This window comes from Paenibacillus sp. J22R3 (assembly GCF_056269305.1).
The window spans coordinates 18,535-38,566 of record NZ_JBWDNS010000014.1 but is presented as its reverse complement, the minus strand read 5'-3'; the positions used below and the strand labels follow the sequence as shown (position 1 = coordinate 38,566).

22 protein-coding genes are annotated in these 20,032 nt (G+C 47.3%); all 22 read left to right on the top strand.

Annotated features, from left to right (window positions below):
• Positions 1-328: 328 nt before the first annotated feature.
• Positions 329-3,892, top strand: coding sequence for a DNA-directed RNA polymerase subunit beta (gene rpoB / locus AC0YN4_RS30865; RefSeq protein ID WP_475784681.1), 3,564 nt, complete (start codon positions 329-331; stop codon positions 3,890-3,892).
• A gap of 152 nt (positions 3,893-4,044) precedes the next feature.
• A complete protein-coding gene (rpoC, locus tag AC0YN4_RS30860) occupies positions 4,045-7,671 on the top strand; it encodes a DNA-directed RNA polymerase subunit beta' (RefSeq protein WP_475784667.1) in 3,627 nt (1,208 codons plus the stop codon).
• Between the two features lie 263 nt (positions 7,672-7,934).
• Positions 7,935-8,165, top strand: a complete 231-nt coding sequence (locus AC0YN4_RS30855) for a ribosomal L7Ae/L30e/S12e/Gadd45 family protein (RefSeq protein WP_475784666.1) — start codon at positions 7,935-7,937, stop codon at positions 8,163-8,165.
• A gap of 135 nt (positions 8,166-8,300) precedes the next feature.
• On the top strand, positions 8,301-8,720 hold the full coding sequence (gene rpsL / locus AC0YN4_RS30850; protein WP_090583216.1) for a 30S ribosomal protein S12: 420 nt from the start codon (positions 8,301-8,303) through the stop codon (positions 8,718-8,720).
• Positions 8,721-8,784: 64 nt separating this feature from the next.
• The gene (gene rpsG / locus AC0YN4_RS30845) at positions 8,785-9,255 is read left to right on the top strand and encodes a 30S ribosomal protein S7 (protein WP_090986341.1); all 471 of its coding nucleotides are present in this window, start codon (positions 8,785-8,787) and stop codon (positions 9,253-9,255) included.
• Positions 9,256-9,284: 29 nt separating this feature from the next.
• Entirely contained in the window at positions 9,285-11,366 is a 2,082-nt protein-coding gene (fusA, locus tag AC0YN4_RS30840; protein ID WP_475784665.1) for an elongation factor G, read from the top strand.
• Between the two features lie 113 nt (positions 11,367-11,479).
• Complete coding sequence (tuf, locus tag AC0YN4_RS30835) at positions 11,480-12,670, top strand: elongation factor Tu (protein ID WP_475784664.1); 1,191 nt, start codon at positions 11,480-11,482, stop codon at positions 12,668-12,670.
• Positions 12,671-13,284: 614 nt separating this feature from the next.
• Positions 13,285-13,593, top strand: a complete 309-nt coding sequence (rpsJ, locus tag AC0YN4_RS30830) for a 30S ribosomal protein S10 (RefSeq protein ID WP_005544556.1) — start codon at positions 13,285-13,287, stop codon at positions 13,591-13,593.
• Between the two features lie 41 nt (positions 13,594-13,634).
• Complete coding sequence (gene rplC / locus AC0YN4_RS30825) at positions 13,635-14,258, top strand: 50S ribosomal protein L3 (protein WP_475784663.1); 624 nt, start codon at positions 13,635-13,637, stop codon at positions 14,256-14,258.
• A gap of 25 nt (positions 14,259-14,283) precedes the next feature.
• Positions 14,284-14,907 (top strand): 50S ribosomal protein L4, encoded by a 624-nt coding sequence (rplD, locus tag AC0YN4_RS30820; protein WP_475837563.1) that lies wholly within the window; start codon positions 14,284-14,286, stop codon positions 14,905-14,907.
• Positions 14,907-15,197, top strand: coding sequence for a 50S ribosomal protein L23 (rplW, locus tag AC0YN4_RS30815; RefSeq protein WP_210663952.1), 291 nt, complete (start codon positions 14,907-14,909; stop codon positions 15,195-15,197). Before rplD ends, rplW begins: the two co-directional genes overlap by 1 nt.
• A gap of 64 nt (positions 15,198-15,261) precedes the next feature.
• A complete protein-coding gene (gene rplB, locus AC0YN4_RS30810) occupies positions 15,262-16,092 on the top strand; it encodes a 50S ribosomal protein L2 (RefSeq protein WP_090986330.1) in 831 nt (276 codons plus the stop codon).
• Positions 16,093-16,160: 68 nt separating this feature from the next.
• Positions 16,161-16,442 carry a 30S ribosomal protein S19 gene (gene rpsS / locus AC0YN4_RS30805; RefSeq protein WP_090986328.1) on the top strand — a complete coding sequence of 94 codons (282 nt, stop codon included), beginning with the start codon at positions 16,161-16,163 and terminating at the stop codon, positions 16,440-16,442.
• Positions 16,443-16,486: 44 nt separating this feature from the next.
• Positions 16,487-16,822, top strand: a complete 336-nt coding sequence (gene rplV, locus AC0YN4_RS30800; protein ID WP_090986326.1) for a 50S ribosomal protein L22 — start codon at positions 16,487-16,489, stop codon at positions 16,820-16,822.
• Positions 16,823-16,835: 13 nt separating this feature from the next.
• On the top strand, positions 16,836-17,498 hold the full coding sequence (gene rpsC / locus AC0YN4_RS30795) for a 30S ribosomal protein S3 (protein WP_475784661.1): 663 nt from the start codon (positions 16,836-16,838) through the stop codon (positions 17,496-17,498).
• A 2-nt stretch (positions 17,499-17,500) separates the two neighbouring features.
• A complete protein-coding gene (rplP, locus tag AC0YN4_RS30790; protein WP_090986323.1) occupies positions 17,501-17,935 on the top strand; it encodes a 50S ribosomal protein L16 in 435 nt (144 codons plus the stop codon).
• Positions 17,925-18,125: a 50S ribosomal protein L29 gene (rpmC, locus tag AC0YN4_RS30785; protein WP_090583239.1), complete on the top strand. Its 201-nt coding sequence runs from the start codon at positions 17,925-17,927 to the stop codon at positions 18,123-18,125. Before rplP ends, rpmC begins: the two co-directional genes overlap by 11 nt.
• A gap of 48 nt (positions 18,126-18,173) precedes the next feature.
• The gene (gene rpsQ, locus AC0YN4_RS30780) at positions 18,174-18,437 is read left to right on the top strand and encodes a 30S ribosomal protein S17 (RefSeq protein WP_090986321.1); all 264 of its coding nucleotides are present in this window, start codon (positions 18,174-18,176) and stop codon (positions 18,435-18,437) included.
• 44 nt (positions 18,438-18,481) lie between these two features.
• Complete coding sequence (gene rplN / locus AC0YN4_RS30775) at positions 18,482-18,850, top strand: 50S ribosomal protein L14 (protein WP_090583243.1); 369 nt, start codon at positions 18,482-18,484, stop codon at positions 18,848-18,850.
• Positions 18,851-18,895: 45 nt separating this feature from the next.
• On the top strand, positions 18,896-19,249 hold the full coding sequence (gene rplX / locus AC0YN4_RS30770) for a 50S ribosomal protein L24 (protein ID WP_090986318.1): 354 nt from the start codon (positions 18,896-18,898) through the stop codon (positions 19,247-19,249).
• A gap of 31 nt (positions 19,250-19,280) precedes the next feature.
• On the top strand, positions 19,281-19,823 hold the full coding sequence (gene rplE / locus AC0YN4_RS30765; RefSeq protein ID WP_090986316.1) for a 50S ribosomal protein L5: 543 nt from the start codon (positions 19,281-19,283) through the stop codon (positions 19,821-19,823).
• A gap of 22 nt (positions 19,824-19,845) precedes the next feature.
• Entirely contained in the window at positions 19,846-20,031 is a 186-nt protein-coding gene (locus AC0YN4_RS30760; RefSeq protein WP_090583249.1) for a type Z 30S ribosomal protein S14, read from the top strand.
• The last annotated feature ends 1 nt before the right edge of the window (position 20,032 follow it).

The following is a 20,032-nucleotide window of genomic DNA, read 5'->3' as shown; positions in this document are numbered from 1 at the left end:
TCTTTAGTCCACTAAAATGTCAAGCGCTATTTTAAATGAATAGAAACAGCGGATTTGACGTATAATGTTTACATTTTGGGTCAAAATTACTTGATATGAGACTTTTGTGGTTTATTGTACCACAGAGTTGTGGCTGACAGAAGCATGCTCTTTTTTCGATTTCTCGATAAGGGCTTTTCTTTATTTGAATCAGAATTTGCCTGCTGCACATTCTGGTTTTAACAATGTGATAAACGTTCGCGGTCTTGCTCGCAAATTTACGGGTACGATTAGCGAACTGTTTAAGCTTGTTTATACAAGGTCATTGTTCACTTTCTGTGAAGCAGACATGAGGGGTGAGGTTAAGTTGGCAGGACAACTTGTTCAGTATGGGCGTCGCACGCGTAGAAGCTATGCCCGCATCCGCGAGGTGCTCGAAGTTCCGAACCTGATTGAAATCCAACAAAAATCGTACGAGAAGTTTTTGGAGAAGGACTTGCTTGAGCTTTTCCAAGACATTTCGCCGATTCAGGATTTTACAGGTAATTTGATGCTTGAGTTCATCGACTATTCACTTGGCGAGCCTAAGTATTCTGTCGATGAGTCGAAAGAACGCGACGTGACTTATGCGGCACCGCTGCGTGTTAAGGTTCGACTCATTAACAAAGAAACTGGTGAAGTGAAAGAGCAAGAAGTGTTCATGGGTGATTTCCCGCTGATGACCGAGACGGGCACATTTATTATTAATGGCGCGGAACGTGTTATCGTCAGCCAATTGGTTCGTTCACCTAGCGTTTACTTTAGCACGAAAGTGGACAAAAACGGCAAGAAAAATTATACGGCTACGGTGATTCCAAACCGCGGTGCGTGGCTGGAGCTTGAAACCGATGCGAAGGACATTATTTATGTTCGTATTGACCGTACTCGGAAGATCCCGGTTACAGTGCTTCTTCGCTCCCTTGGATTCGGCACGGATGCTGAAATTTTAGAATTGCTGGGCCATGACGAATATATTCGAAACACGCTGGATAAGGATAACACCGATTCCACGGAAAAAGCTCTTATCGAGATTTACGAAAGACTCCGTCCGGGTGAGCCGCCTACGCTTGATAATGCAAAGAGCTTGCTGGTAGCGCGCTTCTTTGATCCAAAGCGTTATGATTTGGCAAACGTAGGTCGTTACAAAATCAATAAGAAGCTGCACATTAAGAACCGTCTGTTCAACACGCGGCTTGCGGAAACGCTGATTGATCCTTCTACAGGGGAAATCCTGGCGGAAGCTGGTCAAATGATCGACCGTCGTTTGCTGGATGAGCTAATCCCTCATCTGGAGAACAATGTAGGCTTCAAAACGTACAATGTGGCAAATGGCGTTCTTGATGCGGATAGTATTCCGCTTCAAACGGTGAGCGTATACTCCCCGCTTGATGAGACTAAAGTGATTAAGGTCATTGCCAACGGCATTATCGACAAAGCTGTTAAGCATATTACACCTGCTGATATAATCGCTTCCATCAATTATTTCATAGATTTGCTGCACGGCGTAGGAAGCACGGATGATATTGACCACCTAGGTAACCGTCGTCTTCGTTCGGTTGGCGAGCTGCTTCAGAACCAGTTCCGTATCGGTTTGTCCCGTATGGAGCGTGTTGTTCGAGAGCGTATGTCCATCCAGGATGCTAATGCGATTACACCGCAGGCGCTTATCAATATCCGTCCTGTTATTGCGTCGATTAAAGAGTTCTTTGGTTCATCCCAACTCTCGCAGTTTATGGACCAAACCAATCCGCTTGCTGAACTGACGCACAAACGTCGTCTGTCTGCACTCGGACCCGGCGGTTTGACGCGTGAGCGCGCGGGCTTTGAGGTTCGTGACGTTCATAACTCTCACTATGGCCGTATGTGTCCGATTGAGACGCCGGAGGGACCGAACATCGGTCTGATTAACTCCTTGTCGACATTCGCGCGTATTAATGAATATGGCTTTATCGAAGCTCCTTACCGTTGGGTAGATCCGAAGACGGCTATTGTTACGGAGCAAATTGCCTACCTGACTGCTGATGAAGAAGATAACTACGTCATCGCGCAAGCGAATGCGAAGCTTACCGACGAAGGTAAGTTCCTCGACGATGCGGTTATCGTTCGTTACAACAAACAGGCTGACAATATTTTGACCATGCCTACTGAACGTGTTGACTATATGGACGTATCGCCTAAACAGGTTGTATCCGTCGCTACGGCGCTCATTCCGTTCCTTGAGAACGATGACTCCAACCGTGCGCTCATGGGATCCAACATGCAGCGGCAGGCTGTTCCACTTCTAATTCCGAAGTCTCCACTTGTCGGAACGGGTATGGAACATAAGTCTGCTAAAGATTCAGGTGTATGTATCGTTGCGAAATACGATGGCGTTATCGAACGCGTATCAGCCAATGAGATCTGGCTGCGCCGCGTTGAGATGATTGACGGTAAGCCGGTAACAGGCGACTTGGTGAAATCGAAGCTGCATAAGTTCATGCGCTCTAACCAAGGTACTTGTATCAACCAGCGTCCGATCTGCCGTAAAGGCGACATCGTGAAGAAAGGTGATATCCTTGCGGATGGTCCTTCCACGGAAATGGGCGAATTGGCGCTCGGACGTAACGTTGTCGTTGCGTTTATGACGTGGGAAGGCTACAACTATGAGGATGCGATCCTACTAAGCGAGAAACTCGTTAAAGAGGATGTGTACACGTCCATTCATATCGAAGAATATGAGTCGGAAGCACGTGACACGAAACTCGGACCGGAAGAAATTACGCGCGACATTCCGAACGTCGGTGAAGAAGCGCTCCGCAACTTGGATGAGCGTGGAATTATCCGCGTCGGTGCTGAAATTAGCGCAGGGGACATTCTCGTTGGTAAAGTAACGCCTAAAGGGGTTACGGAATTGACGGCTGAAGAGCGTTTGCTGCATGCGATTTTCGGTGAGAAAGCGCGTGAAGTACGTGATACTAGCTTGCGTGTACCTCATGGTACTGATGGTATCGTCGTAGACGTTAAAGTATTTACTCGTGAGAATGGCGACGAATTGCCGCCAGGCGTTAACCAATTGGTTCGTGCCTACATCGCGCAGAAACGTAAGATCTCTGAAGGGGATAAGATGGCAGGACGCCATGGTAACAAAGGGGTTATCGCTCGTATCCTCCCAGAAGAAGATATGCCTTTCCTACCGGACGGAACGCCAGTAGAGGTTGTTCTTAACCCGTTGGGTGTACCTTCGCGTATGAACATCGGTCAAGTACTGGAAGTCCATCTTGGTATGGCTTGTAAGAAACTTGGCATCCATGCTGCAACACCGGTATTCGATGGAGCGCGTGAGTATGACGTGTTTGACTCCATGGAAGAAGCAGGTATGCAGCGTAACGGTAAGACCGTTCTTTACGACGGACGCTCCGGTGAGCCGTTCGAGCGTGAAGTAACTGTCGGCGTCATGTACATGATTAAACTGGCGCACATGGTTGATGACAAAATCCATGCTCGTTCAACTGGTCCTTACTCACTTGTTACTCAGCAGCCGCTGGGTGGTAAAGCGCAGTTCGGCGGTCAGCGTTTCGGGGAGATGGAAGTTTGGGCGCTTGAAGCATATGGGGCTGCCTATACATTGCAAGAGATTTTGACCGTGAAATCCGATGATGTCGTCGGCCGTGTCAAAACGTACGAGTCTATCGTGAAGGGTGAGAACGTTCCGGAACCGGGCGTGCCTGAATCCTTCAAAGTTTTGATCAAAGAGCTTCAGAGCTTAGGTATGGACGTTAAGATCCTATCTGAGAATGAAGAAGAGATCGAAATGAAAGAGATGGACGATGAGGATGATGCAGCGAATGACAAGCTCAACCTCAATTTGGAAGGTGCAGAAGTAGGCGTCGAGTAATCGTTGCTTTCCTGCCGGAAGTCATAAGCATGCCGAAGTCCAACTTCACGGGCGGATGTAAGGTTGAAGGAGCCGCTTGCGCTGTGCTCCTTTAGCCGTTAACGGCGTTAAATACAGCATATTAGTGAACCATGACGAAGGAGGGTTGCTCCTTGTTGGACGTGAACAACTTCGAGTATATGAAGATTGGATTGGCATCTCCGGATAAAATCCGATCGTGGTCCCGCGGAGAAGTAAAGAAACCGGAAACGATCAACTACAGGACTTTAAAACCGGAGAAAGAAGGTCTTTTCTGCGAAAAGATTTTCGGACCGACGAAAGACTGGGAATGTCATTGCGGTAAATACAAGCGCGTTCGCTATAAAGGCGTTGTCTGTGACCGCTGTGGTGTTGAAGTAACGCGTGCGAAAGTGCGTCGTGAGCGTATGGGGCATATCGAGCTAGCGGCTCCTGTATCCCATATCTGGTACTTCAAAGGAATTCCGAGCCGTATGGGGCTGGCGCTTGATATGTCGCCTCGTTCTCTTGAAGAGATCATCTATTTTGCATCATATGTGGTAACGGATCCAGGCGATACGCCGCTTGAGAAAAAGCAGCTGTTGTCCGAGAAAGAATACCGCAGCTACCGTGAGAAGTACGGCTATGGCTTCCATGCCGGCATGGGTGCAGAAGCAGTCAAGAAACTGCTTCAAGACATCGATGTCGAGCGTGAGCTTGAAACATTGAAAGAAGATCTTCGTACCGCTCAAGGCCAACGTCGTAACCGTGCGATCAAACGTCTTGAAGTTATCGAAGCATTCCGTAACTCCGGCAATATGCCGGAATGGATGATTCTTGATGTGCTGCCGGTCATTCCGCCGGAACTTCGTCCAATGGTACAGCTTGACGGTGGACGTTTTGCAACGTCTGACCTGAATGACTTGTACCGTCGTGTAATTAACCGTAACAACCGTCTGAAACGTCTGCTCGATCTCGGTGCTCCGGATATTATCGTGCAGAATGAGAAGCGTATGCTTCAAGAAGCGGTTGATGCTTTGATCGATAATGGCCGCCGTGGTCGCCCGGTAACGGGTCCAGGTAACCGTCCGCTTAAATCGCTCAGCCATATGCTCAAAGGTAAGCAAGGACGTTTCCGTCAGAACTTGCTCGGTAAACGGGTTGACTATTCCGGTCGTTCCGTTATCGTCGTAGGTCCTAGCTTGAAAATGTTCCAATGCGGATTGCCGAAAGAAATGGCGCTTGAGCTCTTCAAGCCATTCGTTATGAAGGAACTCGTTAACAAAGGTCTTGCACACAACATTAAGAGTGCGAAACGTAAAGTTGAACGTGTCAGCCCAGAAGTTTGGGATGTGCTAGAAGAAGTAATCAAGGAGCACCCGGTTCTACTCAACCGTGCCCCGACCCTTCACCGTTTGGGTATCCAAGCGTTCGAACCGATTTTGGTTGAAGGTCGCGCAATTAAACTTCACCCGCTCGTATGTACCGCTTATAACGCGGACTTTGACGGTGACCAAATGGCAGTTCACGTACCGCTCTCTGCTGAAGCGCAAGCTGAAGCACGTTTGCTCATGCTTGCTTCGGGTAACATTTTGAACCCGAAAGACGGCAAGCCGGTCGTAACGCCTTCACAGGATATGGTTCTCGGAAGCTTCTACCTGACGATGGACAACAAAGAGGGTAAAGGCAGCGGTTCTGTATTCGCTACTGTAAACGAAGCGATCTCTGCATACCAACGCGGTATTGTATCGCTGCATGCACGTATATTTATTCCGGTTAAAGTTCTGAAGAAAACGTCCTTCACGGATGCACAGCAGAAGACGCTGATCTGCACCACGGTTGGTAAAGTAATCTTCAACGAAATTTACCCGCCGGATTTCCCTTACATCAATGAACCTACCAAGGTGAACTTGCTGCAAGGTACCCCGGATAAATATTTTGTCCATGATAAGGGCGCTGACTTGCTTAAGTTTATGGATGGGTTGGCTCAAATTGGCGGTGTAGGTAAAGAGTATCTCGGCTTAATTATTGCGGAGTGCTTCCGTCAATACCACACAACCAGAACTTCGATCATGCTCGACAAGATCAAGGAACTGGGCTTTACGTACTCGACTCGTGCAGGTATTACGGTTGCGGTATCTGACGTTATCGTACCTCCTGAGAAGGTTGAGATCTTGAGAGAGTCCGAAGAGAAAGTAAAAGTCGTTTCGAATCAATACCGTCGTGGTTTGATTACAAACGAAGAACGTTATGACCGTGTAATTGAAATTTGGAGCAAAACCAAAGATCAAATCACTGAAATCCTTATGAAATCGATGGATCGTTACAACTCCATCATGCTCATGGTGGATTCCAAAGCACGGGGTAACAAATCGCAAATTACGCAGCTTGGCGGTATGCGTGGTTTGATGGCGAATCCATCCGGTCGGATTATCGAATTGCCAATCAAGTCCAACTTCCGTGAAGGCCTAACCGTACTCGAGTACTTCATCTCGACGCATGGTGCGCGTAAAGGTCTTGCCGATACTGCATTGCGTACAGCTGACTCAGGTTACCTGACTCGTCGTCTGGTTGACGTTGCACAAGATGTAATCGTTCGTGAGGATGATTGCGGAACAGACAAAGGCTTTAGAGTAAGTAAAATTCAAGACGGTAAAGAGGTTATCGAAGATCTCTACGACCGTATTGAAGGCCGTTACTCCTTTGAAACTGTACGTAATCCACAAAACGGCGAAATCATTCTACACCGCAGCCAGTTGATCGATTCCAATAAAGCAGAGGAACTTATCGCTGCTGGAGTAGAAAGCCTGCAAATCCGTTCCGTTCTTAGCTGCCGTGCTCGTCATGGCGTATGTAAAATTTGCTACGGACGTAACTTGGCAACAGGTAAATTCGTTGAGATCGGTGAAGCGGTCGGTATTATCGCTGCTCAATCCATCGGGGAACCGGGAACACAGCTTACAATGCGTACTTTCCATACCGGCGGTGTTGCCGGAGACGATATCACGCAAGGTTTGCCGCGTATCCAAGAGCTTTTCGAAGCACGTAACCCGAAAGGTCAAGCGATCATTTCCGAAATCGACGGTGTCATTAAAGACATCCGCGAAACGAAAGACCGCCGTGAAATCGAAGTTCAAGGTGAAGCAGAATCAAAAGTTTATGCTGTTACCTATGGTTCGCGTATCCGCGTAGCCAAAGGCAAGCAGATCGAAGCCGGCGATGAGCTCACAGACGGTTCGATCGATCCGAAGGATATGCTCCGTATTAAAGGCATCCGTGGCGTTCAGAACTATATCCTTCAGGAAGTTCAACGCGTATACCGGAACCAAGGGGTAGAAATCAACGATAAGCATATCGAGGTTATGGTGAAGCAAATGCTTCGCAAAATCCGTATCGTAGAAGCTGGCGACACAACGTTGCTGCCAGGTGCTTTTGTTGACATTCATGAGTATGAAGCGGCAAACCGCGACGCAATTCTCTCCGGCAAAGAGCCGGCGGTAGCTAAACCGGTATTGCTGGGTATTACTAAAGCATCCCTGGAAACTGACTCCTTCTTGTCAGCAGCCTCATTCCAAGAGACAACTCGTGTCTTGACTGATGCCGCTATCAAAGGTAAAGTCGACCAGTTGCTTGGTTTGAAAGAGAATGTTATCATTGGTAAGCTCATCCCGGCAGGTACAGGTATGCAGCGTTATCGCAGCGTGCATGTAGCTGGTATGGATGATGAACCAGGCATGGAAGAACTGCAAGTTGAAGCAGAGAGCGTACCGGTTGAGTCTTAATCGGGAAGTGATATAAGGCAGCATGAGGACAAAGAGCGAGCGGGGCTGCAGCCGTTGCAAACGGAAGTAAGCCTGCCGCTCTTTGCGCCGTCATGCCATGTCATGATAATCCATTTTCTCCTGTAATTCTTAAAGAGTCGTGCTTGACAATTACCAAGCCTAGATGCTAATATGTCGTAGTGTGCCAAATCGCACAACCTCTACGCATGTCATTAACGAAACTTGATCGTTCTAGTTTTGACTGACTTGGAAGGATGGTTGAGATGCGATTTGTAATTGGTAGCAAGCAAACGACGAAGATGGTTGAGCAAGGATTAGCCACTCAAGTCTATGTAGCACAAGATACAGATCCGCGGCTGAAGAACAGTATTGTTCGGCTTTGCGAAACATCGGGAGTGCCAATCATCTGGTCTGAATCAATGAAGGACCTTGGGGAAACCTGTGGAATTGAAGTTGGTGCAGCGATGGCAGCGGTTATACCGGAAATCGAATAAAGAAGTAACGTTTTTACCGAGTTGAATGACAAGGTAGAAACTTTCGTTTGTTTCTTTATGAACCGCCTGGATCTGTGGGCTTAAATAGCCAATATGTCTTGAAATGTTTTACTAAGTGAGGAAGGGGGATGCAACATGCCAACAATTAACCAACTCGTTCGCAAAGGCCGTGAAGCGAAAGTCGTTAAATCGAAATCGCCAGCCCTGCAAAGAGGTTTCAATGCATTGAAACGTGAAGAGACAAACCTTAGTTCACCACAAAAACGTGGGGTTTGTACACGTGTAGGTACGATGACTCCGAAAAAACCGAACTCCGCTTTGCGGAAATATGCGCGTGTACGTTTGACAAACCGCGTTGAGGTTACAGCTTACATCGGCGGTATTGGACACAACCTGCAAGAGCATAGCGTAGTATTGGTACGCGGCGGCCGGGTAAAAGATCTTCCGGGTGTTCGTTACCATATCGTTCGCGGTGCGCTTGATACAGCGGGTGTAAACAACCGTAAACAAGCTCGTTCCAAATACGGAACTAAACGTCCTAAAGTTAAAAAATAAGGCATAGCCGGCGACGGTTATCCTCATCCTAAAATGAAAAACTAGAAGAAAGGGGGACTTCCACATGCCACGCAAAGGTCCAGTAGCAAAACGTGATGTATTGCCAGATCCGTTGTACAGCAGCAAGCTTGTAACTCGCTTGATCAACCGTATCATGATCGATGGTAAACGCGGTGTCGCTCAAACAATTTTGTATGATGCGTTCACACTTATCAACGAGCGTACGGGTAAAGAACCGATGGAAGTTTTTGAAGCAGCAATTAAGAACATCATGCCAGTACTTGAAGTTAAGGCACGCCGTGTAGGCGGTTCGAACTACCAGGTACCAATTGAAGTTAAACCGGAGCGCCGTACAGCGCTTGGTCTCCGTTGGCTCGTGAACTATTCACGTAACCGCGGTGAGAAAACAATGGAAGAACGTTTGGCAGCTGAAATCATCGATGCTTCCAACAACACTGGTTCATCCGTGAAAAAACGCGAAGATACACACAAAATGGCTGAAGCGAATAAAGCATTCGCTCACTATCGTTGGTAGAATTCGCTTAATCGAAAGGAGACTGAATTATGGCAAGAGAGTTCTCCTTGGAAAATACGCGTAATATCGGGATCATGGCGCATATTGATGCAGGTAAAACTACCACGACAGAGCGGATCCTGTTCTACACAGGCCGTACCCACAAAATCGGCGAGGTGCACGAAGGTGCAGCAACGATGGACTGGATGGAGCAGGAACAAGAGCGCGGAATCACGATTACTTCCGCTGCTACTACTGCTCAATGGCATGGTCACCGCATTAATATTATCGACACCCCGGGGCACGTTGACTTCACTGTTGAAGTTGAACGTTCCCTGCGTGTATTGGACGGGGCCGTTGGTGTTTTCAGTGCGAAAGAAGGCGTAGAGCCGCAATCCGAAACCGTTTGGCGTCAAGCTGATCGTTACGGCGTACCGCGGATCGCTTACGTCAACAAAATGGATATTATCGGCGCAGACTTCCTTAACGTAGTTAGAGATATGCGCTTGCGTCTTAACGCAAATGCAGTGGCAATTCAATTGCCGATCGGCGCTGAGAACGACTTTGTAGGTGTAATTGACTTGGTTGAACGAGTTGCTTACAAGTACAAAGACGATCTTGGTAAAGATCCGGAGAAAATTGAAATCCCTGCGGAATATAAGGACCAAGTCGAAGAACTTCGCTTGGAACTGATCGAGAAAGTTGCTGAGCTTGATGAAGAGCTCACAATGAAATATCTCGAAGGCGAAGAAATCACTGTTGCTGAGATTAAATCCGTACTTCGCAAAGGTGTTTGCGATGTTAAGATCTTCCCAGTAATCGTTGGTTCTTCGTACCGTAACAAAGGCGTTCAATTGATGCTTGATGCAGTTGTTGACTACTTGCCATCGCCAATCGACGTTCCAGACATCAAGGGTCACCTTGAAGATGGTACTGAGACGATCCGCAAGTCTGCTGACGACCAGCCTTTCGCAGCATTGGCGTTCAAAATCATGACTGACCCTTACGTAGGTAAACTGACGTTCTTCCGCGTATACTCCGGCGTACTTAGCTCCGGTTCATACGTTGTGAATGCAACGAAAGGCAAACGTGAGCGGATCGGTCGTATCCTTCAGATGCACGCTAACAGCCGTCAAGAAATCAGCGAAGTTTACTCCGGTGATATCGCAGCAGCTGTAGGTCTGAAAGATACAACTACTGGCGATACGCTTTGTGATGAGAAGCACCCGGTTATCCTTGAGTCCATGAACTTCCCTGAGCCGGTTATCCAGCTTGCGGTTGAGCCTAAGACAAAAGCTGACCAAGACAAAATGGGTATTGCTCTTCAAAAGCTGTCTGAGGAAGATCCTACGTTCCGTGCTCACACGGACGAAGAGACCGGCCAAACGATTATCGCTGGTATGGGTGAGCTTCACCTTGAAATTCTAGTTGACCGTATGCTTCGTGAATTCAAAGTCGAAACAAACGTTGGTAAGCCTCAAGTAGCTTACCGTGAGACGTTCAAAACGGCTGCGAAGGTCGAAGGTAAATTCGTTCGTCAATCCGGCGGACGCGGCCAATTCGGACATTGCTGGGTTGAATTCTCCCCGCTTGAGCCAGGCTCAGGCTTTGTGTTTGAGAACAAAACCGTGGGTGGCTCGATTCCACGTGAGTTCATTGCTCCAATTCAAGCAGGTATCGAAGAATCGATGAAAAATGGTGTCGTTGCCGGCTTCCCGGTTGTTGACATCAAAGCAGTCGTAGTCGACGGTTCCTACCATGACGTTGACTCCTCGGAGATGGCGTTCAAAATTGCTGGATCGATGGCGCTTAAAGCAGCGAAAGAGAAATGTTCTCCGATTTTGCTTGAGCCTATCATGAAAGTAGAAGTTAGCGTTCCTGAAGAGTACATGGGCGACGTAATGGGTATGTTGAGCTCCCGCCGCGGTCGTATCGAAGGTTCGGACACACGCCATGGTGCGTTGATCGTTCGTGCTAAGGTGCCTCTGGCTGAGATGTTCGGTTACTCCACTACACTTCGTTCCGGTACACAAGGTCGCGGCGTGTTCTCCATGGAGCTTTCGCACTATGAAGAAGTACCACGTTCGATCTCGGAAGAGATCATCTCCAAATCCAAAGGCGCTGCTAACTAGTAGCTCTTTGACAACTTGCATCTCATAAGTTGCACTTTGGCTGAATGTTGGGGGCATTAAGCTCCCGCACAGCCGATCACATAATCTTCTACTTATTAAGGAGGAATAGTTCAATGGCTAAGGCTAAATTTGAACGTAATAAACCGCACGTTAACATTGGTACAATTGGTCACGTCGATCATGGTAAAACAACTTTGACGGCTGCAATCACTACAGTTCTTTCGAAAAGATACGGTGGTGCTGCTGTAGCATTCGACCAAATCGACAAAGCTCCAGAAGAGCGCGAGCGCGGTATCACAATCTCCACTGCTCACGTTGAGTATGAAACTCCTAACCGTCACTATGCACACGTTGACTGCCCAGGTCACGCCGACTATGTTAAAAACATGATCACTGGTGCTGCACAAATGGACGGAGCAATCCTGGTTGTATCCGCAGCTGACGGCCCAATGCCGCAAACGCGTGAGCACATCCTTCTTTCCCGCCAAGTAGGCGTACCTTACATCGTCGTATTCCTGAACAAATGCGACATGGTTGAAGATGAAGAGTTGCTTGAACTCGTTGAGATGGAAGTTCGCGACCTTCTTAGCGAATATGAGTTCCCAGGTGATGATACTCCAATCATCCGCGGCGCTGCTCGTGAAGCTCTTCAAAACCCAGATGGCCCATGGGCTGACAAAATCATCGAGTTGTTCGAACAAGTCGATACTTACATCCCAACTCCACAACGTGATACTGAGAAGCCGTTCCTTATGCCAGTTGAGGACGTGTTCACAATCACAGGTCGTGGTACTGTTGCTACAGGACGCGTTGAGCGTGGCGTAGTTAAAGTATCTGACGAAGTTGAAATCATCGGTATTGCTGAAGAAACTCGCAAATGTATCGTAACAGGCGTAGAAATGTTCCGTAAATTGCTTGATTCCGCACAAGCTGGTGACAACATCGGCGCATTGCTTCGTGGTGTAGACCGTAAAGACATCGAGCGTGGTCAAGTACTTGCTAAGCCAGGTTCCGTTAAACCACACACGAACTTTACAGCTCAAATCTACGTTCTGACTAAAGAAGAGGGCGGACGTCACAAACCTTTTTTCACAGGTTACCGTCCACAGTTCTACTTCCGTACAACTGACGTAACTGGTATCATCAGCTTGCCTGAAGGTACTGAGATGGTTATGCCAGGCGACAACATCACAGTAACGGTTGAGCTTATCGCTCCAATCGCTCTGGAAGATGGTACTCGCTTCGCAATCCGTGAAGGTGGCCGTACTGTAGGCGCCGGCGCTGTAGCTTCCATCCAAAAATAATGAAACTGCAGCGTAAGCTGCAGCTCATAAAGCCCTCACTTCGGTGGGGGCTTTTTTATTACTAAATTTTGATGTTTGCGTAAAAGCTCGAATTTCACTATTATAAGTGAAGACAAAGACGCAGGCGCTGAAACAGCACAGGCAAGCTAGCAATGGCAAAGTGACTGATCGAACTGATGAAAAAGTGGCTTCATGTTAAAGCCACTTTTTATTATGTTTTCTTTCATGGGTTTTGTTAGAAAGAAATGCTTTGGTGCCAACACAAAGTTGTGAAGCAAAGTGAATAATGAGCCGAAGAGTTTACGTGCAGCCTTTGTAATCCTGTTGTCACCGATTATGTTCTATATATGAAGCAACAGGATTACAACAGCTGCCGCAGGCCATTATTTACGTCGCGAAACGCAACGAAGGTCGGACAATCTTTTCTTTTTACAAAGCCAACATTTTTGTTGCATTCGCCCAGCGTTTCAGATATAATAGTGAGCGTTGGTCTGTGACGTTGCGATGATGCGAGAGGTTGCCGACACACACGGCTCCTTTGCCATGAGGGGCGTGTCGGGTTTTCTTGCGGAGTATGTCCGATACTAAATTGGGCGATAGAAGGAGGGACTTATATGGCTAAGCAAAAGATTCGTATTCGCTTGAAAGCATACGATCATAGAATTCTGGATCAATCCGCAGAGAAGATTGTTGAAACTGCGAAACGTTCCGGTGCAGGCGTGTCTGGGCCGATTCCGCTTCCTACTGAGAAGCAAATCATCACCATTCTGCGTGCGGTACACAAGTACAAGGATTCTAGGGAGCAATTCGAAATGCGCACTCATAAGCGTTTGATCGACATTGTTAACCCAACGCCGCAAACGGTTGATGCATTGATGCGCTTAGATCTGCCATCCGGTGTAGATATCGAAATCAAACTGTAAGTTATGCATATTTGAAAATGGAAAGGAAATGAGGTGTCAACATGAAAGGTATCTTAGGTAAAAAACTTGGAATGACGCAAGTGTTTACTCCTGAAGGTAACGTAATTCCGGTTACGGTTATCGAAGCAGGCCCTTGTGTTGTTTTACAGAAGAAGGACCAAGACAACGACGGTTACGTATCCGTACAACTTGGTTTCTCCGACAAGAAAGTATCGAGAGCTACTAAGCCAGAAATCGGCCACGCTAAAAAAGCGGAAACGGCTCCTAAGCGCTACGTTCGTGAATTCCGCAGCATCAACATTGCTGAATATGAAGTTGGCCAGGAATTGAAGGCTGACCTATTCACAGCTGGCGAGTTCGTTGACGTTACAGCTACTTCCAAAGGTAAAGGTTTCCAAGGTAACATCAAACGTTGGAACCAAAGCCGCGGCCCTATGGCGCACGGCTCGCGTTACCACCGTGGTCCAGGTTCGATGGGTTCTATCCAAGCGAACCGCGTACCAAAAGGCAAACACCTTCCAGGGCACATGGGTAACGAAACAGTTACAATCCAGAACCTTGAAATCGTGCGCGTTGATGTGGAACGTAATGTATTGCTCGTTAAAGGCTCCATTCCGGGCCCTAAAAATAGCTTTGTAAAAGTTAAATCTACGGTGAAGAAATAATCGCCTAAGAAAGGAGGAACATGAAATGCCGAAAGTAGCAGTTTATAGCGTGAATGGCTCGCAAGTTGGCGAGGTTGAATTGTCCGAAGCGGTATTCGGAATTGAACCAAACGTTCACGTATTGCATAGCGCAGTTCTTTTGCAGCAAGCTTCTGAACGCAGAGGTACGCACAAAACAAAAGGACGCTCCGAAGTACGCGGTGGCGGTCGTAAGCCTTGGAAACAAAAAGGTACAGGCCGTGCACGTCAAGGTAGCATTCGCTCCCCACAATGGGTTGGCGGTGGTACAGTATTCGGACCAACTCCACGTAGCTATAGCTTCAAACTTCCTAAGAAAGTTCGTCGCCTAGCAATCAAATCTGCATTGTCTTCCAAAGTGATCGACAACGAAATTATCGTTCTGGATCAACTGGCGTTCGCGCAACCGAAGACTAAAGAATTCGTAGCAATTCTGAACAACCTGAAAGTGGCTCGTAAAGCACTGGTTGTAACAGCTAGCTACGAAGATAATGTAGCACTTTCAGCTCGTAACATTCCTAATGTGAAGTTCGTTGCAGCCGATGGCATCAATGTTCTAGACGTTATGAAATACGACAAGCTGATTATCACTAAAGAAGCGGTTGAAAAAGTACAGGAGGTGCTTGCGTAATGAAAAATCCTCGCGATATTATCAAGCGCCCAATCATTACTGAACAAACAAGTGATTTCATGGCGAACAAAAAGTATGTATTCGAAGTTGATCTTCGTGCAAACAAAACTGAGATCAAACTTGCGATTCAATCGATCTTCAAAGTGAAAGTATCGAGCGTGAACACGCTTCGCATGCCGGCTAAGCCTAAACGCTACGGTAAACACAGCGGATATACATCCGAGTGGAAAAAAGCGATCGTGCAATTGAGCGCAGATAGCAACGAGCTAGAATTTTTCGAAACAGTTTAATTAGCGAAGAAGTCCCCGGCTTCTCGTGAAAGAACGTTAGATATCGGTTAAGGAGGGAATCGAAGTGCCAGTTAAGAAGTATAAACCGACATCTCCAGCGCGACGTGGTATGTCCGTCTCGACATTTGAAGAGATCACCACAAGCACACCGGAGAAATCGCTTCTTGCGCCGCTTTTCAAAAAAGCTGGTCGTAACAACCAAGGTAAAATTACGGTTCGTCATCACGGTGGCGGCCATAAACGTAAATACCGGATCATCGACTTCAAACGTAACAAGGACGGTATCGTAGGTAACGTCGCGACGATCGAATACGATCCGAACCGTACGTCCAACATCGCACTTATCCACTATGTGGATGGAGCGAAAGCCTACATCATCGCACCTAAAGGCCTTAAAGTTGGGGATAAAATCGTTTCCGGAGCAGATGCTGACATCAAGATCGGTAACGCGTTGCCGCTTGAGAACATCCCGGTAGGTACAGTTATCCACAACATCGAGCTAAAACCAGGCAAAGGCGGACAATTGGTTCGTGCTGCTGGAACAACTGCTCAACTTCTTGGTAAAGAAGAGCAATACGTCACAATTCGCTTGACGTCTGGCGAAGTACGTCGTATTCTGAAAAAATGCCGTGCGACAATCGGTTCTGTTGGTAACGAAGATCACGAACTCGTGAAAATCGGTAAAGCCGGCCGTTCCCGTTGGATGGGCAAACGCCCTGAAGTACGTGGTGTTGTAATGAACCCGAACGATCACCCACACGGTGGTGGTGAAGGCCGTGCGCCAATCGGACGTAAATCTCCAATGTCTCCATGGGGCAAACCTACACTTGGTTTCAAAACACGCAAAAAGAAAAAAGCATCGAGCCAATACATTGTTCGTCGTCGTACGAAGTAATAGGCGCCTCGGCGTCATGAGCGTGACGCGCTGCGTCGCGTAACGCTAGCGTGAAGGGAGGATCATCCATGGGTCGCAGTTTGAAGAAAGGACCGTTTATTGACGGTTACTTGCTGAAAAAGGTTGAAGTTCTGAACGAGGCTGAGAAGAAGACTGTTGTCAAAACTTGGTCGCGTCGTTCTACAATTTTCCCGCAATTCATCGGTCACACTTTTGCTGTTTATGACGGTAAGAAGCACGTGCCGGTATATGTGACGGAAGATATGGTTGGCCACAAACTCGGTGAGTTCGCGCCAACTCGTACGTACAAAGGACACGGTAACGATGACAAGAAGACTGGTCGTCGTTAATCGGTTAAATAGTTAGGTAATAAAGGTCGAGAGGAGGTTCATCCATGCAACAAGCTAAAGCGTTCGCTAACCACGTCCGCATTGCACCTCGTAAAGCTCAGCTGGTTGTTGATTTGATCCGTGGTAAGCAAGTCGGCGAAGCAATCGCGATTCTGCGCCACACACCAAAATCGGCTTCCCCAATCGTTGAGAAGCTGCTGAATTCCGCAATTGCTAATGCGGAGCACAACTACCAATTGGACGTGAACAAACTTGTGATTACACAAGTGTTTGTTAACCAAGGGCCAACAATGAAACGTTTCCGCCCGCGCGCAATGGGTCGTGCTAGCCGGATTAACAAAAGAACCAGCCACATTACTTTGGTGGTATCCGAAAAATAAGGAGGGAAAACGTGTGGGACAAAAAGTAAACCCGGTCGGTCTACGTGTTGGTATTATCCGTGATTGGGAATCCAAATGGTACGCAGGCAAAGACTTCGGCGAATTGCTCATGGAAGATGTTAAAATCCGTGAGTACCTCAAAAACAAATTGAAAGATGCGGCTGTCTCCAAGTTCGAAATCGAGCGTGCAGCTAACCGCGTTAACGTTACAATTCATACAGCTAAGCCTGGTATGGTAATCGGTAAAGGCGGATCTGAAGTTGAAAACCTTCGTTCCGAACTGTCGAAAATCGCTAAAGGCAAAAAAGTGCACATCAACATCTCTGAGATCAAACATCCAGAACTTGATGCGATTCTCGTAGCTGAGAGCATTGCACAACAACTTGAGCGTCGGATCTCGTTCCGCCGTGCAATGAAACAATCCATCCAACGTACAATCCGTTCGGGCGCGAAAGGTATCAAAACTGCCGTTAGCGGTCGTTTGGGCGGCGCTGAGATTGCTCGTCAAGAAGGTTATAGCGAAGGTACAGTTCCACTTCATACGCTGCGTGCAGACATTGATTATGGAACAGCAGAAGCTGCGACAACATACGGCCGTATCGGCGTTAAAGTATGGATCTATCGCGGTGAAATCCTTCCAACTAAGAAGAAAGCTCCACAGGAAGGAGGCAACTAATCATGTTGGTCCCAAAACGTGTCAAACATCGTAAGCAACAACGTGGTCATATGAAAGGTCGCGCTAAAGGCGGTACTGAAGTAGCCTTCGGCGAATACGGTCTACAAGCACTTGAGCCTTCATGGATCACTAACCGTCAAATCGAAGCAGCGCGTATTGCGATGACTCGTTACATTAAACGTGGCGGTAAAGTATGGATCAAGATTTTCCCTGCGAAACCAATTACGCAAAAGCCTCTTGAAGTTCGGATGGGTAGCGGTAAAGGTAACGTAGAAAAATGGGTTGCTGTCGTAAAACCGGGCAAAATAATGTTCGAGCTTGCTGGCGTATCTGAAGAGATCGCACGTGAAGCTATGCGTCTTGCAGCACATAAACTCCCAGTTAAAACGAAGTTCGTGAAACGCGAAGAAGTGGGTGGTGAAGCAAATGAAAGCTAATGATTTCCGCAACCTAACCTCTGTTGAACTCGAACAAAAAGTCGCTGGATTCAAAGAAGAGCTATTCAACCTTCGTTTTCAATTGGCTACCGGCCAACTGGAAAACCCAACTCGCATCCGCGACGTACGTAAGGATATAGCTCGTGCCAAAACCGTTCTTCGTGAAAGAGAACTCGGAATCAGCAGCTAAACTGCGATTGTCCGTGAGCGATAACGAATGTATGGAAGGAGGATGAACATGAGCGAACGTAATGCCCGCAAAGTTCAAGTAGGTAAAGTCGTGAGTGATAAAATGGACAAAACAATCGTTGTTGCCATTGAAACTTACAAAAAACACGACCTGTACCACAAACGTATTAAATACACGAGAAAATTCAAGGCGCACGACGAGAACAACCAAGCTAAGATCGGTGATATCGTTAAAGTCATGGAAACTCGCCCGCTATCGAAAGACAAACGGTTCCGTTTAGTCGAAATCGTTGAAGCTGCTGTTATTTTGTAAGAAATGCTTCTTAGTAAGCATTTTCCCGAAAGGAGGACGTTGAAATGATTCAACCATTTACACGTTTAGCTGTCGCTGACAACTCCGGCGCTAAAGAACTGATGTGCATTCGTGTGCTCGGTGGTACTGGACGTCGTGTTGGCCATATCGGCGATTTGATCGTCTGCTCCGTCAAACAAGCAACACCCGGTGGCGTTGTCAAAAAGGGTGATGTAGTTAAAGCGGTTATCGTACGTACGAAACGTGCGGTTCGCCGTAAAGACGGTTCATACATCGCATTTGATGAGAATGCAGCGGTTATCGTAAAAGAAGACAAAAGCCCGCGCGGCACACGTATTTTTGGACCAGTTGCTCGTGAACTTCGCGACCGCGACTTCATGAAAATCGTATCGCTTGCTCCGGAAGTTATCTAAAAAGTACTTTGCGCATTCCGCGCAAGCACGCAGGAGGTGTAACTCATGCCACGGTTGAAGAAAGTGTTAGAATCCCATAACAATAAATTGCACGTGAAGAAAGATGACACGGTAATGGTCATTACGGGCAAAGACAAAGGCAAAAAAGGCCGCGTTATTGCTGCGTATCCGCGTCAAAACCGCGTACTCATTGAAGGCGTCAATATGGTGAAGAAACATGCTCGTCCTTCGCAAGCTAATCCGCAAGGCGGCATTATCGAGCAAGAAGCGGCGATTCACGTTTCCAACGTTATGCACATCGATCCTAAGAGCGGTAAAGTAACTCGGATCGGATATAAAGTGCTTGATAACGGCAAAAAAGTCCGGATCGCTAAAAAATCCGGCGAGGTAATTGATTAATTGACCGATACGGAAAGGAGGTCCACGTTACATGGCAGCAAGAATGAAAGATCGTTTCCTGAATGAAATCACTCCTGCTCTTATGCAGAAGTTCAACTATACAACAGTAATGCAAGTGCCTAAGATCGAGAAAGTTGTAATCAACATGGGTGTTGGTGAGGCTGTTTCCAACTCTAAAGTTCTCGATGTTGCTGTTGAAGACATGCGTTTGATCTCTGGTCAAAAGCCTGTAGTAACTCGCTCCAAGAAATCGATCGCTGGTTTCAAACTTCGCGAGAACATGCCGATCGGGGTTAAAGTAACACTACGCGGTGAGCGTATGTACTATTTCCTTGATAAACTGTTCAATGTCACACTTCCACGCGTACGCGATTTCCGCGGCGTATCAAACAAAGCGTTTGATGGCCGTGGTAACTACACTCTGGGTTTGAAAGAGCAATTGATCTTCCCTGAGATCGAGTATGATAAAGTTGACAAAGTACGCGGTATGGACGTCGTCATCGTCACGACGGCAAAATCGGACGAAGAAGCTCGTGAACTGCTGACCCAAATGGGCATGCCGTTTACGAAGTAATCCACAGGAGGTGTAATACCAAGTGGCAAAAACTTCGATGAAGGTTAAGCAGCAACGTGCTCCTAAATTCAAAGTGCAGGCTTACACACGCTGCGAACGTTGCGGCCGTCCGCATTCCGTTTTGCAAAAGTTTAAAATTTGCCGGATTTGTTTCCGTGAATTAGCATACAAAGGCCAGATTCCTGGCGTTAAAAAAGCAAGCTGGTAAT

Coding starts and splice junctions, on each gene's coding strand:
- rplX (WP_090986318.1), top strand. CDS start 18,896: ATGCCACGGTTGAAGAAAGTGTTAGAATCCCATAACAATAAATTGCAC.
- rpsQ (WP_090986321.1), top strand. CDS start 18,174: ATGAGCGAACGTAATGCCCGCAAAGTTCAAGTAGGTAAAGTCGTGAGT.
- rplC (WP_475784663.1), top strand. CDS start 13,635: ATGAAAGGTATCTTAGGTAAAAAACTTGGAATGACGCAAGTGTTTACT.
- rpoB (WP_475784681.1), top strand. CDS start 329: ATGAGGGGTGAGGTTAAGTTGGCAGGACAACTTGTTCAGTATGGGCGT.
- rplD (WP_475837563.1), top strand. CDS start 14,284: ATGCCGAAAGTAGCAGTTTATAGCGTGAATGGCTCGCAAGTTGGCGAG.
- fusA (WP_475784665.1), top strand. CDS start 9,285: ATGGCAAGAGAGTTCTCCTTGGAAAATACGCGTAATATCGGGATCATG.
- AC0YN4_RS30855 (WP_475784666.1), top strand. CDS start 7,935: ATGCGATTTGTAATTGGTAGCAAGCAAACGACGAAGATGGTTGAGCAA.
- rplP (WP_090986323.1), top strand. CDS start 17,501: ATGTTGGTCCCAAAACGTGTCAAACATCGTAAGCAACAACGTGGTCAT.
- rpsJ (WP_005544556.1), top strand. CDS start 13,285: ATGGCTAAGCAAAAGATTCGTATTCGCTTGAAAGCATACGATCATAGA.
- rpmC (WP_090583239.1), top strand. CDS start 17,925: ATGAAAGCTAATGATTTCCGCAACCTAACCTCTGTTGAACTCGAACAA.
- rpsG (WP_090986341.1), top strand. CDS start 8,785: ATGCCACGCAAAGGTCCAGTAGCAAAACGTGATGTATTGCCAGATCCG.
- rpsS (WP_090986328.1), top strand. CDS start 16,161: ATGGGTCGCAGTTTGAAGAAAGGACCGTTTATTGACGGTTACTTGCTG.
- rplW (WP_210663952.1), top strand. CDS start 14,907: ATGAAAAATCCTCGCGATATTATCAAGCGCCCAATCATTACTGAACAA.
- rplN (WP_090583243.1), top strand. CDS start 18,482: ATGATTCAACCATTTACACGTTTAGCTGTCGCTGACAACTCCGGCGCT.
- tuf (WP_475784664.1), top strand. CDS start 11,480: ATGGCTAAGGCTAAATTTGAACGTAATAAACCGCACGTTAACATTGGT.
- rplE (WP_090986316.1), top strand. CDS start 19,281: ATGGCAGCAAGAATGAAAGATCGTTTCCTGAATGAAATCACTCCTGCT.
- rpsL (WP_090583216.1), top strand. CDS start 8,301: ATGCCAACAATTAACCAACTCGTTCGCAAAGGCCGTGAAGCGAAAGTC.
- rplV (WP_090986326.1), top strand. CDS start 16,487: ATGCAACAAGCTAAAGCGTTCGCTAACCACGTCCGCATTGCACCTCGT.